The sequence below is a fragment of the Pseudomonas sp. ICMP22404 genome (assembly GCF_006227205.1).
GTDB lineage: Bacteria > Pseudomonadota > Gammaproteobacteria > Pseudomonadales > Pseudomonadaceae > Aquipseudomonas.
Window position 1 is genome coordinate 249,911 of record NZ_VCNG01000003.1, and the last position, 13,891, is coordinate 263,801.

The 13,891-nt window shown below is 62.9% G+C and carries 10 protein-coding genes; 4 read left to right on the top strand and 6 right to left on the bottom strand.

Annotated features, from left to right (window positions below):
- Window positions 1-82: 82 nt before the first annotated feature.
- Entirely contained in the window at window positions 83-841 is a 759-nt protein-coding gene (locus tag FGE05_RS07050) for an IclR family transcriptional regulator (protein ID WP_139643022.1), read from the top strand.
- An 18-nt stretch (window positions 842-859) separates the two neighbouring features.
- Here the strand turns inward: FGE05_RS07050 and FGE05_RS07055 are convergent, their stop codons facing one another.
- The 4 genes from FGE05_RS07055 to FGE05_RS07070 all read right to left on the bottom strand — a co-directional run bounded on the left by FGE05_RS07055 (window position 860) and on the right by FGE05_RS07070 (window position 6,590).
- A complete protein-coding gene (locus FGE05_RS07055) occupies window positions 860-2,185 on the bottom strand; it encodes a hypothetical protein (RefSeq protein WP_139643024.1) in 1,326 nt (441 codons plus the stop codon).
- A gap of 85 nt (window positions 2,186-2,270) precedes the next feature.
- Entirely contained in the window at window positions 2,271-3,620 is a 1,350-nt protein-coding gene (locus FGE05_RS07060; protein WP_139643026.1) for an aminotransferase class III-fold pyridoxal phosphate-dependent enzyme, read from the bottom strand.
- 11 nt (window positions 3,621-3,631) lie between these two features.
- Window positions 3,632-5,053: an aldehyde dehydrogenase family protein gene (locus FGE05_RS07065; protein ID WP_139643028.1), complete on the bottom strand. Its 1,422-nt coding sequence runs from the start codon at window positions 5,051-5,053 to the stop codon at window positions 3,632-3,634.
- 88 nt (window positions 5,054-5,141) lie between these two features.
- Entirely contained in the window at window positions 5,142-6,590 is a 1,449-nt protein-coding gene (locus FGE05_RS07070) for an APC family permease (protein WP_139643031.1), read from the bottom strand.
- A 362-nt stretch (window positions 6,591-6,952) separates the two neighbouring features.
- Here FGE05_RS07070 and FGE05_RS07075 point away from each other — a divergent pair, with 362 nt between their 5' ends.
- On the top strand, window positions 6,953-9,004 hold the full coding sequence (locus tag FGE05_RS07075; RefSeq protein ID WP_139643034.1) for a methyl-accepting chemotaxis protein: 2,052 nt from the start codon (window positions 6,953-6,955) through the stop codon (window positions 9,002-9,004).
- Window positions 9,005-9,039: 35 nt separating this feature from the next.
- Here FGE05_RS07075 and FGE05_RS07080 read toward each other — a convergent pair whose 3' ends face one another.
- Window positions 9,040-9,894, bottom strand: a complete 855-nt coding sequence (locus FGE05_RS07080; RefSeq protein WP_139643037.1) for a LysR family transcriptional regulator — start codon at window positions 9,892-9,894, stop codon at window positions 9,040-9,042.
- Window positions 9,895-9,968: 74 nt separating this feature from the next.
- Between FGE05_RS07080 and FGE05_RS07085 the strand changes: the two genes are divergently transcribed.
- Window positions 9,969-10,889 (top strand): DMT family transporter, encoded by a 921-nt coding sequence (locus FGE05_RS07085; protein ID WP_139643039.1) that lies wholly within the window; start codon window positions 9,969-9,971, stop codon window positions 10,887-10,889.
- Window positions 10,890-10,997: 108 nt separating this feature from the next.
- Here FGE05_RS07085 and FGE05_RS07090 read toward each other — a convergent pair whose 3' ends face one another.
- Window positions 10,998-11,777, bottom strand: a complete 780-nt coding sequence (locus FGE05_RS07090; RefSeq protein ID WP_139643042.1) for a DeoR/GlpR family DNA-binding transcription regulator — start codon at window positions 11,775-11,777, stop codon at window positions 10,998-11,000.
- A gap of 540 nt (window positions 11,778-12,317) precedes the next feature.
- Between FGE05_RS07090 and FGE05_RS30210 the strand changes: the two genes are divergently transcribed.
- A complete protein-coding gene (locus FGE05_RS30210) occupies window positions 12,318-13,886 on the top strand; it encodes a sensor domain-containing diguanylate cyclase (RefSeq protein WP_283812106.1) in 1,569 nt (522 codons plus the stop codon).
- Window positions 13,887-13,891 lie beyond the last annotated feature (5 nt).

A 13,891-nucleotide genomic window follows, 5' to 3' on the forward strand; every position in this document is an offset into this window, starting at 1 on the left:
GAGCAGGCTTTCCATCCCAGGCGCGTCTACCTATAGTGCTCACCAAACGGCCAGCCACGCGCCCTTCCCCTTTAGGAGCCAAATGAGCAGTCTGAGTAAAATGTTGAGTGTCCTGGACCTGTTCGGCCCGCAACGGCTGAAGATCGACCCCGACACCATCGCCGAGCACATGGGCCTCTCACGGGCGACCGTGTACCGCTACGTCAAGGACCTGTGCGACGCCGGCCTGCTAAGCCGGGTGGATGCCGGCAGCTATGGCCTGGGTCCACGGATCATCGAACTGGACTGGATGATGCGGCAGTACGACCCGATCCTCGTGGCCGGCCGCGAGCTGATGCACGAGCTGTCCGAAGAAACCGGCCTGGCGGTGTTCGCCAGCGTTTTCTACGACGGTCACATCATCAACACCTACATCGCCGAACCCACTGACACGTACCGCTTTGCCTTCGGTCGCGGCCAGCCGCTGCCGTTTTTTCGCGGTGCGCAGTCCAAGGTCCTGATCGCCTTCCAGAAGAGCCGGCGCCTGCAACGCCTGTACGACGAGCACTTGGCCAACGACCCGGACAATCCCTACGACTGGGCCAGCTTTTCCAAGGCAGCCAAAAAGATCCGCAAGGATGGCTACTGCCTGACCCACGACGAACTCAACCAGGGACTGACCGGTATCGCCGCGCCGATCATCAATTCCGAGATCGACGAGGTGGTGGGCAGCCTTTCCGCGGTCGGCAGCACCCAGAGCTTCAAGCTGCTGCGCCAGGAAACCGTGGTTGAAATGGTGATGGAGACCACCCGGCGCATTGCCGAAAAAATGCACAACCCACCCGCCCCCCTTCAGCACTAGGCCGCCGCAGCCCGTGCCTCAGAACGGAACGGCCACACTCACCTGGCTGTACACGTTGGTGCCGTTGCCGGTGGCTTGATTGCCGCCGGTGGTCGAGTCCCGGTCCGGTTTGTAGAGCCCTATGAGCGGCGTGACGATCAGGTGCGGATTGACGGCCCACTCGGCATAGAGGTCCAGCTCCCGCGCATCCAGGTTCAGCGCATTGCTTTTGCGCACCGTGTTGAAATCGAAGAACAGCGCGCCGAGGGTCAGGTTCTCCAATGGCGTGGCCTTCAGGCCGACGTGATGGATGGCGGTATTGCTGTTGAATGGCCCGGCGTAGTTGCCGGCCACTTCGCCCTGGAACCAGGTCCCGTAGCCGGTACTCTGGCCGGTAAACAGCGAGTCCCATTTCTGCGAGTAGCGGGAATAGCGGTATGTCAGTTTCGGTGACCAGGTCACGTCGGCAAAAGTGTATCCGGCCTCGGCGTACCAGGCTTTCTCGGGACCGGCGTCCTTGTCTTGCCAGGCGTACTCAAACGCCAGGCTGGCGTTCTCGATCCCTGCGTCACCTTCACCGCGAATGCTGTAGACATCCATCCCTTTGCGTTGCTTCTGAAAATCACTGGCCCAGTGGTCACTCACATCAATGCCATGGACCCAGGTCAGCCCCAGCGTTCCGGCCTTGGCCGTGTAGTCCAGGGTACCGGCGGCCAGTTCAGTTTCGGCCTGAGCACGGTTGTCGGACTTGAGCCACGCCACGCTGCCATGCACACCGTCCTGCCCGCCCAGGCGCACCACCGCGGTTTGGTCGAAAGCGTGTCGAGCCGCCAGGTAATAGGCACCACCACGGTTCAGGCGGCCATCGGCGGGGCCCTTGCCCATGTTCGGCCCGTCGTCGTTGATCAGAAATCCCCTGCCCAACTTGACCACCTGGCGTCCACCGGAGATGTCGACGCCGTCCTGGCCCAACAGCGGGAACAGATCGGCGGAACGCCAGCCCAGATAAGCGTCTTCAATTTTCGTGGTCCGCTCGCTCCCCAGACTGTTCCCTGCCGCGTCACCGTCGCCCCAGGTCGCGGAACTGACCAGGCTGAATGCGCCGTAGGCGGTTCCCCGACCGGCCAAGGCCTGGTCGCCACTCACGCCATATTTGATGAAGCCTTCCCGCCAGGTGGACCCGCCCGGTGTGCCGTCGTAGTTCTTGCGGCTGTTGAAATGACCGAACACCGCCAGCAGGTCAGCGTTGAGGTGGCTGTCTTCGTCGGCGTACAGCTCATAGGCCTGGGCCTGGCCCATGGCGCAGAACGCCAACGTGCAGGCGAGACCGCTGCTGAAAAATTCAATACGCGATGGATACCGCATGGCTGAAGCTCCTTGTGGTGCGCCTTTCAAAGGCTGTCTTGGCGATTCGTGAAGCCGGTGCAGATGACTGCACCGGCTTTGCAGGTCAGCGGCAGGTGGCCAGGGCGTGATCGAGGGCCTGAACGATCAAACCGGCTTCTTCTGATGTCAGGGTCAGCGGCGGCGACAAGACGATCTTGTTGCCGATCGGACGCACCAGCACACCGCCACGGCGCGCTTCATCGGCAATCCGCGCAGCAAGGCCGGTCGCCGGATCGAGGGGCTCGCGGGTGGCCTTGTCCGTCACCAGGTCCAGGGCGATCATCAAGCCCTTGCCGCGCGCCTCACCGACCACCGCGTAGCGTTCCGCCAGCGGCTGCAGTTGCTCCAGCAACTGAGCGCCGATTTTCCCGGCGTTGCCCGGCAGATCCTCGGCCTCGACAATGTCCAGCACCGCCAGGGCCGCGGCACACGCGGTCGGGTGGCCGCTGTAGGTGTAGCCGTGCATGATCACACTGCTGAACCCCGGGCCGTTCTCGATGGCATTGGCGATCCGCTGGTTGAACACCGTGGCGCCCATCGGGATGTAACCGGCGGTGATGCCCTTGGCCAGGCACAACACGTCCGGCGCGACACCCCAACCCCGACTGCCGAGCATGAAGCCCGTGCGACCGAACCCCGTCACCACTTCGTCGGCGATCAACAGAATGCCGTGGCGATCGCAGACTTCCCGCAGCCTCTTCCAGTAGTTCGCCGGCGGCACGATGACGCCGCCGGCCCCCTGCACCGGTTCGGCGATCAGCGCAGCGATGGTTTGCCCGCCCAACAGCGCGATCTGGTCTTCCAACTGACGAATGCAGTGGGCAGTCAGTTCTTCCGGATCGCGGCAATCCCAGGGGTTGCGATACAGCCACGGCGTGTCGAGCAAATGGCAGCCCGCGAGCAATGGCCCGTGGTTGTAGTGATAGACACCGTTACCGCCCACCGAAGTGCCGCCCATGTGCACGCCGTGGTAACCGTTGCGCAACGACAGGAAACGGGTACGCCCCGGCTCGCCACTGGCGATCCAGTACTGGCGGGCCATTTTCAATGCCGTCTCCACCGCATCCGAACCGCCGGCGCTGAACAGCACCCGGGCCATGTTCTCCTGGGCAAACATCGAGACCAGCCGCTCAGCCAGGTCGAACACCCGTGGATGAGCGATACCATCGAACGTCTGGTAATACGCCAGTTCATCCAGTTGCGCGGCGATGGCGGCCTTTACCGAGGCTCGATTGTGGCCCACGTTAACGTTCCACAAACCGCCGACGCCGTCGAGCATGCGCTGGCCGTCGATATCGGTGATGTAGTTGCCGTCACCCTTGGCGATGATCAGGGTTTTCGAGCGCTGGGCCGGTGCCGCGGAACTCATCGGGTGCCAGAACTTCTTCTGCGCTGTCTTGTATTGCTCGTACATGATTCAAGTCCTCACTCAGTTTCACGGGTGCGTACAAACAGCAGTTGCTGGCCGGTGAACTCCAGCAACCCTTCAAGGCCGAACTCGACGCCGAACCCGGACATCTTGCTGCCGCCAAAAGGCGTATTCGGTTGGATCTGCGCGTGGCAGTTGACCCAGGCCACGCCGCTTTCCAGGCGACCGGCCAAGGCCTGTGCCTGCGCGACATCACTGCCCCACACCGAGCCCCCCAGGCCCATGTCGCTGGCATTGGCGCGACGCAAGACGTCCTCGATATCCTGATAGGCAATCAACGGCAGCACCGGACCGAACTGTTCTTCATCGACCAGCCGGTGCCCGTCCGTCACGTCGGCCACAAGGGTCGGCGGATAGAAAAACCCCGGCCGGTCCAACCGAGCACCGCCGCACAACACCCGACCGCCATGGGCACGGGCGTCGGCGACCAGCGCCTCGACCAGTTCCAGCTGTTCAAGGTTCTGCACCGGCCCGAAAGTGACGCCGGGCTCCAGGCCGTCACCCACCACCTGGCGCGCCGCGATCCGCACCAGCGCGTCGGCGAAGGCCTCGTATTGGGATTGGTGGATGTACAGGCGCTTGAGGGCGGCACAGGTCTGGCCCATGTTCAGGAAGGCCGCCTGGAAAATGTCTTCGGCCACGGCCTCCACCGGGGTGCCGGGCAACACGATGGCGGCGTCATTGCCGCCCAGCTCCAGCGTCAGGCGCTTGAGATTGCTCGCGGCGCCGCGCATCACGCTCTGGCCGGTGGCGGTCGAGCCGGTGAATACGATCTTGTGGATGCCGGCATGGGAGGTGATCGCGCTGCCGAAACCCTGTTCTCCGGTCACGACGTTGATCACACCCTTGGGCACATGGCGGGCGATGATGTGCACCAGGCTCAGGGTACTCAACGGCGTGAGGCTGGACGGTTTGCTGATCACGCAATTGCCGGCCCGCAGCGCCGGCATGATGTGCCAGATGGCGATCATGAACGGCCAGTTCCAAGGCGTGATCGAGGCCACCACCCCCAACGGCTTGCGGTGCAGCTCGATACGCTGGGTCGGGGTTTCTTCCACCCGCTCCACCGGAATCTGCTGTTCGGCGGTGTAGCGCGTCCAGGCCACTGCCCCCATGACTTCGAACAGCGCGAGCGCCAGCGGCTTGCCCTGCTCCTGGACAATCAATCGTGCCAACGCCTCGGCTTGCGCTTCGATGTCCGCGGCGATGCCCAGCAAGCGCTCCCGCCGGTCTTCGTGAGTGCTGTGGCGCCACTCGCTGAAGGCCGCCTGGGCCGCGTCGACCGCCAGGTCCAACTGGGCCAGGGAGCCGGCGGGACAGCGGGCAAAGGCGCTGCCGGTGGCCGGGTTGATGACATCGAAGCCACCCTGTTCGCCGCTGACCGCAACCCCGTTGATGAGCATTTGATAATCGTGCATCAGTACCTCCCTTTCGCGCGCGGACGGGCCGTCCCGTACCACGCGGACCGGTATTTTTCGTGAGAGTTGAACAGTGCTGCGACAGACCCTAAAGCTTGTGGCTACCCAGGGTCTTGAACCGCTCGGGGGAAATCCTGCGTAGCCGGATCGCCAGGCCTACACCGACGACCAGCGCAACGGGGATGATGGCGCAGAGGGCATAAGACAGCCGCGCACTGGCCCCGGTCAGCACGTCGAAATGAATCACCGCGAGCGCCAGGACCACCAGCAATGCCAGGCAGGAAAACACTGGCAGGATCCGCCCGCGCCAGAGGCCGAGCTTCAGTTCCGGGTGGCGCCGGAAGTAGACCACCACCGCCGCCGAGGTCAGTGCCATCAGCAGGATCACGCACAGAGTCGCCAAGTTGGAGAACCAGGCGAACAGCTGCAGGATCGGGTCGGCATCCAGCGCGGCGAAAATCAGCACCACCACGGCGGCAATCAGGCTTTGCAGCGCCGAGCCCATGTGCGGGCTCTGGTGGACGCGGTGAGTCGTGCCCAATTGGCGATGCAGCAGACCGTCACGGCCGATGGCGTAGAAATAACGGGCCGCGGCATTGTGGAACGCCAGCAGTCCGGCATAGATGCTGACCATGAACAGGATACGGATGACCTGGGTCAGGTGCGGGCCGACAAAGTGATCGGACATGCCATAGATGAACGTGGTCGGGTCCTGCAATGCCTGCAACGTCGGGACAATCTTGTCCGCCCCCACCCCCACCACCATGGCCCACACCGACAAGGCATAGAAACCGCCGATCAACAGCACCGAGCTGTAGGTGGCGATGGGAATGGTACGGTGCGGATCGCGGGCCTCTTCGCCATAGATGGTGGTGGCTTCAAAGCCGATGAAGGCGGCAAAACAGAACAACAGGCCAATGGACGGCGTGCCGCTGAGCACGTGGCTGCGGTCAAACGAATCGAGATTGATGCCACTGTCGCCACCGCTCTTGAGGATGGCGAAATCCAGGATCAGGATGGCCAGGTACTCGGCGATGACCACCACCGAGAGCACCCGCGCAGAGAGGTCGATCTTGCGATAACCCAGAATCGCCACACTCGCCATGGCCAGGAGCGAATAACACCACCACGGCAAGTCCAGGTTGAAGACACTGGCCATTGTGCCGCTGACGACCCCGCCGAACATGCCGTACAGGCCCACTTGCAGGATGTTGTAGGCGAACATTGCCAACACCCCCGCCGCGCCGCCGGCCAGGCCACCCAGCCCACGGGCGGTGAAGGCATAGAAACCGCCCGCGTTGGTCATGTGCCGGGACATGGCGGTGTATCCCGCCGAGAACGCCAGCAATACCAATAGGGCCAGGATCAACAAGGCCGGCGTACCGGCACCGTTCCCCAGCATGATGCCGATGGGAAAGCCTCCGGCGATGACGCTCAGTGGGCTTGCAGCCGATACCACGAAGAAAATGATGAAGCCGACACCCAAGGCGCCTCGCTTCAACTCCGTCGAGTTGCTGATCGGAAAAGATACGCTCATTTTTTTAACCTTATTGTATGAGGCCGCTGTTGCAGGATCCGGGCACGCCAGACTCACCGCTGTGCACTCGCTTGCTGCCTGGGTGCTGGGGTCGATCCTATGCCCTCGCCAAAACCGTTCGCTATCCCAAATCGGCAGCATCGGGAGCCCCGCCCCAAAGCGGGGCAATCGCGATGTCCGGCACTCGGCAGTGGCTGCCGATTCGGGCTAACGACATGGACATTGCGTCCGGCAAGATGACCTCGCCCGCTCTTGAACCAAGTCCGGGTCCCCCACAATAACAATCAGGCGGGACGCGCCTTCCAATGCCACCCCAGGCTTTGTCTGCGTGCGATCTGAAGCCTCCAGCAGGAAGTCCCGGCATGTTCTTCGCGCGTCTCAGTATTCAGTGGCGGATCACGCTTTTGAGTGGGCTGTCCCTCCTCGCCGTGGTCGGCGCATTGACCGGTGCTTCCCTGTACCAGAACCAGCAGGGCGCAAAGTTGTTGAAGCAACAGAGCAGTCTTTTGTTGGGCCAGTCAGCCCTGGAACGCCTGCAGGCCCAAGCCCTCGCCCACGGCCAGCGGGTTGAGCGCTTCTTCAACGAAACAGCGTTGTACGGGGAAGGATTCAGCCAGGAAGTGCTGCAGCTACGCGCCCAGACCCTGGACGGCCGATTGACCGCCACGCAACTGCGCCAGGCGCTGATCGGCGCCGCCCGCCAGGCCTTGCTCAAGCGCGAGAAGATCCTCGGGCTGTACGTCGTGTTGTTGCCCGACGCGCTGGCCGGGGAAGATGCCGGTTTTTCCGACCAGCGAAACCTGGCCGGGAACGAAAAAGGTCGCTTTGCCTTGTATTGGTCGCAAAGCCAGCCGGGGCAACTGGTCCAGGAAATACTCAGCGAAGCCCAGATCGTTGCAAACAGTGCTCCGCCGGGCAGCGAACCGGGGAACGCCTGGTACTTCTGCCCGCAGACCGAGCGGCGAACCTGCGTGACGGAGCCCTACGAAGTCGAAGTCGAGGGCAGGAAAACCCTCATGAGCAGTATCTCGGTGCCGCTGATGGACAAGGGACAGGCCATCGGCGTCGTGGGTATGGACATCAGCCTCGACACCTTGCAGAAACTCGCCGCCAGCTTGGCCGATGACTTGTATCCTGGCCACAGCGAGATCAGCATTCTGTCCTCATCGGGCCAGCTTGCCGGCCACAGCGGCAGCGTATCGGAGACCTCGGTCGACGTGCGCCAGAGCGTGCAGACCGTCGCGAACGGCGCCCCGTGGCAGTTGCAGATACGGGTTCCCGAAGCGCTGGTGCAGGCACCGGCCTTGCAGATGCAGGCCCAGCTGGATGAACGGCAGCAACACGCCAACTGGGTCAACCTCGGCCTGGGCCTGCTGGCCGGCGGTCTGGGCTTGTCGCTCATCTGGCTGACCGCCTACGGCGTAACCCGGCCGCTGCTCAGCGTCGCCGACATGCTCAATGCCATTGTCGAAGGCGACGGCGACCTCACCCGGCGCCTGCCCGACGACCGCAGCGACGAGCTGGGCCAACTGGCCAACGGCTTCAATCGCTTCCTCGCCAAGCTGCAACCCATCATCCGCGATATCCAGCAAGCGTCCCAGGACACCCGCAACACCGCCGATACCTCCTCCCAGGTGGCCCAGGAAGTGAGCACGGGCATGTCCAGGCAGTACCGGGATGTCGAGCTGGCCGCTACCGCGCTGCATGAGATGAGCGCCAGTGCCCAGGAAGTCGCCCGACATTCCCATCAGGCGGCGGATGCGGCCACTCGCGCCGAAAGTGCCAGCCGATCCGGACGAGCCCTGTTCGCCAACGCCGTCAGCAGTATCGGTACCCTTGATCAAAGCCTCGAAACCACCCTCGGCCAGGTGCAGACCCTGGCCGACAACAGCCAGCAGATCAACCAGGTGCTGGACGTGATCTGCGCCATCGCCCAGCAAACCAACCTGCTGGCCCTGAACGCTGCGATTGAAGCGGCCAGGGCCGGCGAACAGGGGCGCGGCTTCGCGGTGGTGGCAGACGAAGTCCGACACTTGGCCAGCAATACCCAGAACTCGGTGGAACACATCCGCAGGGTGATCGAGGCGCTGCAACAGCTCAGCCAGGAGGTCGTACACAACACCCAGCTCAGCCGCGAACTGGCCAGGGGCAGCGTGGTTCAAGTCGAGCAGACCCAAGTGGCGTTGCAGCACATCAGCGACGCCGTGGAAGTGATCGAACAAATGAACCAGCAGATCGCCAGCGCGGCCCTGGAACAAAGCTCAGTGGTCGAAGACATCAGCCATCGTGTCAGCGACATCCGCACGATCAGCGAAACATTGACCAGCCGGATGCAGGACGCGTCGCAAGCCAGCCTTCAGCTCTATGACATGGCGAATCATCAGCAGCAACGGGTGGGGCACTTCCGCACCTGAGTGGTATCGGCAGTGGCCTGTACGGTTACAGGCCACTAAAGCCTGAACAGCTGTCCCATGGCCTGGCCCAGCAAATCCACCGCCTCATCGGCCTCGCCACCGGGCGAGCGCATGAACACCACGTCATGCTCCGGAATGACCGGCAGGCCCGTGAGTATCTGCATCTTCTCCGTCACACGGGCACGATCGATCAGGCTGATCGCCAGCCCGGCCTCGACGCACGCCTTGACGGCCTGGTTGGAGGGACTTTCCAGCACGATGCGCACCTTGCGGCCGCTGTGCCGGAGCGATTCGAGCATGGCTTGTCGATAAGGGCACTGCGCCGCGTGTACGGCCAATGGGAGCGGTTGCGAAAGGGTCAGCATCATGTTGATCGGCCCGACCCAGACAGGCGTGGCCGGTACCAACACCTGCCCCTGCGCGTCCTGCTGGCCCTTCGGCAGGGTGACGACGGCGGCCTGGAGTTTTCCACGCTGCACCAGGTCCCGTAGCGCATAACTGGGGGCGGTCTTGAGCTCCAGCACCACGTTGGGCCAGGCCGCCACGAACGTCGGCAGAATGTCGCGGATGACATGATTGGCATATTCGTCGGGCACTCCCAGACTGATGCGCCCCGCCAGACGGCTACCCTGCAGATCGGCTAGCACTCGGTCATGGGCGCTCAGCAATTCCGTAGTCGACATGAGCAGGCGCTTGCCCAGCGCCGTCAGCGAGACCGATTGATTGTCGCGGTTGAGCAGGCGCCCGCCGGCGACCGCCTCCAGCCGCTGCACATGCACGCTCACCGCCGCCGGGCTTTTATGCAGATGCTCTGCCGCGGCGCTGAACTTGCCGATACGCGCAACGGCGTGAAATGTACGAATCAGCTCGATGTCGAGTACGGCCGCCATGATTCACCTTTTGTGAAGAACTGCTGCAACACATTTTGATTTATCAGATTACTGCGTTTTTGTAGCGTGGGGTCATGAAAACGATCCCATGCCCTGCCTCGACCCGTTCCGCCTGGTACTGGATGATTCCGTTGCCCTTGCTGGAAGCCACATTGATCCTGACCTGGAGCTCCGGTTTTGTCGGAGCGCGCTTTTCCATCGATTACGCGCCTCCGTTGCTGGTGGTGTTCTGGCGCTGCGTCGTGATCACACTGGTGTTGTTTCCCTTCGTTGCCAAGCCGTTACGCCGGGCGCCGGCGGCGGCGCTACTGAAAAACGCCGGCATCGGCCTGCTGGCCATGGGCGGCTATCTCGCCGGTATCACCCAGGGCATTGCCCTGGGCGTGCCCGCGGGCCTCGCCGCGTTGTTCGCCGACCTGCTGCCGATGGGCCTGGCGCTGCTGGGTGCCTGCGCCCTCGGACAGCGACAGCCCTGGCAAGTCTGGGCAGGCCTGGTCATCGGCCTGGCCGGCGCCGCGCTGGCCACCCACGGTGCGCTCGCCTGGGGACACGCGCCAGGATGGGCCTATGCCCTGCCCTTGCTGGGCATGCTTTCCCTGGCCGTCGCGACCCTTTGGCAAAAGTGTCTGCCAGCGTCCGAAGCCCTGGGCCTGATGCCCAACCTCTGGCTGCAATGCTGTGTGTCGGGCGTGGTATTTGCCGTTCTTGAAGGCATACCGGGTAGCCTGGCTCCGATACCCAGCGCCGGGTTCGCCCTGAGCGTGCTATGGACGGTGGGCTTGTCGACGATGGGCGGCTATGGGCTGTACTGGCTCTGCCTGCGCCGCGCAACCGCCACCCGCGTCGCCAGCCTCCTCTACCTCAGCCCACCGGTCACAATGCTTTGGGCCTGGGCCATGTTCAACGAACCGCTGTCATGGCCGATGGCGTTGGGAATGCTGGTGTCCGGGGCGGGCATCTGGCTGGTCGTTCGCGTCGAGGCCCGGCAAGCCTGATGCCAGTCAGTTAAGCCACAACCCGTGGGAGTAAAGCTTGCTCCCACAGGATTAGCGCCGTTTGCTCCTCAACTGACTGGCATTGGGGCAAGCCCGGCAGCGAGCGACCTAACGAGACGCCGTCACGACATTGGAAATCCGGCTGAAGAAAGGCTCCAGGCGCTCCCGCGGCGCGTCGTGCTCCACCACCAGTGCGGAAACTTCGCCACACGCGGCCACCTGGTAGTGCGCCACGCTGGAGAGTTTTTCGTTGGTCACCGCCACGACCACCTGGCCGCTCGCTGCGACCACCGCGCGCTTGAATTCAGCGTCGTCCAGGCCGAAAGCGGTAATGCCGTTGTCCGGATCGATGGCGCAGGCGCCGAGAAAGCACAGGTCGAAACTGAACTGCCGCAGCTGCTGCGCCGCGGCCAGCCCGATTGCGCCGCCTGCCACCGGGTTCAAGCGCCCGCCCAGCACGATGACCTCGGCGCGAGGCAACTTCATCAGTTGCACCGCAATCAGTGGCGAGTTGGTGGTGACGGTGAACTGGAGCTGGGGGTCAATGGCGCAGGCAATGGCCAGGTTGGTGGAACCGGCATCGATGAAGACGTGCTGCCCGGCGCTCAACAACCCGGCGGCGGTCTGGCCGAGACTGTTCTTGCGCCCGGCGTCCTGCCTGACGCGAACGTCTATCGGTCGCTCGGCCGCGGGCAGGAGAATGGCGCCCCCGTAAACGCGTTTACATAGCCCGGCCGCCGCCAACGCCCCCAGGTCGCGTCGGATCGAGTGCTCGGACACATTCAGTTCACTGGCCAGATCGGCCGCGATCACGCGGCCATATCGCGCAAGGCGTTCGCTGATGAACTGCTGGCGTTCGCCGGGGAATACATCGTTGGGTGAGCTCATGGGTCTACAACCTGCATAAACGAGCATAAATGCTCATGATCGAGCAAGCATGCCGCGTATACCGCGGATCGTCAAATCGCCGATTCGAATGGCTGTGAGCCTTCGCAAAATAATCTAAACGAGCGACTGCGCCAGGGGTCTAGACCATTAAGCCCATCCGATGAGAGCTCTACCATGTTGAAATTTCTTGGCAGTACCGTTGGCATTATTTTCCTGATCGGCCTGATCGTGGTCATCGCGCTACTCAAGTTCATCTTCTGACTGAAACAACTGCCGGGTTTGGGGCGCGTGTCTCCCGCACGTCTTGAGCCCGGCAGATATCCTCCTGCTTCGCCCGCCCGTCATCCATCGTGTCGCCGTGGAGATTGTGCGTGGCCGGCGCCATTTGCCGAAGGCAGTACCCTGGGCGAGGGAATTCTGAGACGATAACGAAAAAACAGGATGCCAGGGACCCAGGTATTCGACTCCATCTCTTTGGCGACTTACATGTATTCCCTTCCCTTTCAGAGTTTACGAGCGCGAATAGCACTGGCTGTCGCCTTGGTCGTACTGGTCCTTAGTTGCCTGTTCGGTGCCGTCATTGGTGAATCGTCCATCTCCAGGCTCAAAGAGAAAACCGGCCTTCAACTGAGCGAGTACGCCTACTCGATGGTTGATCGCCTCGATCGCGATATGAGTAACCGGTCCAAGGCGCTCACCGTCCTGAGCCAACTGGAGACGTTGCGCAACGCCGCCAGCATTGGCGAAGCGCGAGCACTGCTCAACCATCTCAGCGATCAATTTCCAAGCTATTCCTGGATCGGCCTGACCGATGCCCATGGCACGGTAGTCGCCTCGACCGACAAGTTGCTCGAAGGCGTCGACATTTCACAGCGGCCGGTCTTCGCCAATGGCCTGAACGAGACCTTCATCGGCGATGTCCATGAGGCGGTCATGCTGGCGAAGCTGCTGCCCAACCCTTCCGGCGAAGCAATGAAATTCGTCGACATCAGCATGCCGGTCCGGGACGACTCCGGGCGTCTGGTGGGCGTGCTCGCGGCGCACCTTTCCTGGAAGTGGGCTGCCGAGGTTGGCCGGTCCTTGTTCGAGCCCTTGCAGACCCACCTCCCCGGGCTGGAATTCCTGGTACTCAGCAAGGATGGCACCGTCCTCCTGGGTCCCAACGAAATGATCGGCAAACCCATCGGCATCACCGTCAGCGAAGGGAGCGGGCAAAGCTGGTCGGTCAAGCGCTGGCCGGACGGTAACCTGTATATGGCTGGTTCGGCCCAGAGCGTTGGCGTCGGCGACTATCCCGGTTTGGGGTGGACGGTCATCACGCGACAGCCGGCCGAAGCCGCTTTCGCCGAGGCTCATCGGTTGCGTAACGAGATCCTCCTATGGGGTGGCCTGCTGTCCGTTCTGTTCGCTGTGGTCGGGTGGTTTGTGGCGGGCATTATTACCGGGCCCATCAATACCATTGCCGAGGCGGCCGCCCGGTTGTCCGAGGGGGCCGATGTCAGCATCCCCCTTCTCAAGGGCAGTCGCGAGGTCGAAACACTGAGTGTTGCAATCCGCCACCTCGTCGACAGCCTGACCCGTAAGAGAGGACAGCTGGCGGTGGTCGAAGGCATTGCCTATCGCGATGTCGTCACCGGCCTGCCCAATCGGGCGGCGCTGGAAAAGTATGTCGAGGCCGTGGGCCGCGAAGTCGATACGCAACGCGACTTCGGCGTGCTGTGCGTGGATCTCGACGGATTCAAACCCGTCAATGACGACTTCGGCCATGCTGTTGGTGATGCGTTGCTTCATGAAGTCGGCATTCGACTGCTGACGGCCGTACGCGAAGGCGACATTGCCGTCCGCCACGGAGGGGACGAATTCGTGTTGCTGCTGCGCCTGAACAGCGAAGAATCACTGGCCAGTATGCAGGGTGCTGCGCAACGCATCCTCGCGAAACTGGCCGAACCGGTGGTATTGGCCGGACACTCGATCAAGATCGGTTGCAGTATCGGTGGCACGCTCTGGAGCGGCGGCGCGTTTGCCGACGCGCTGGCCCAGGCCGACGAAGCGCTGTACCGGGCCAAGCGTGCCGGCAAATCCCAGGCGAAGTTCCACGAGGCCGCGTAGCGAAC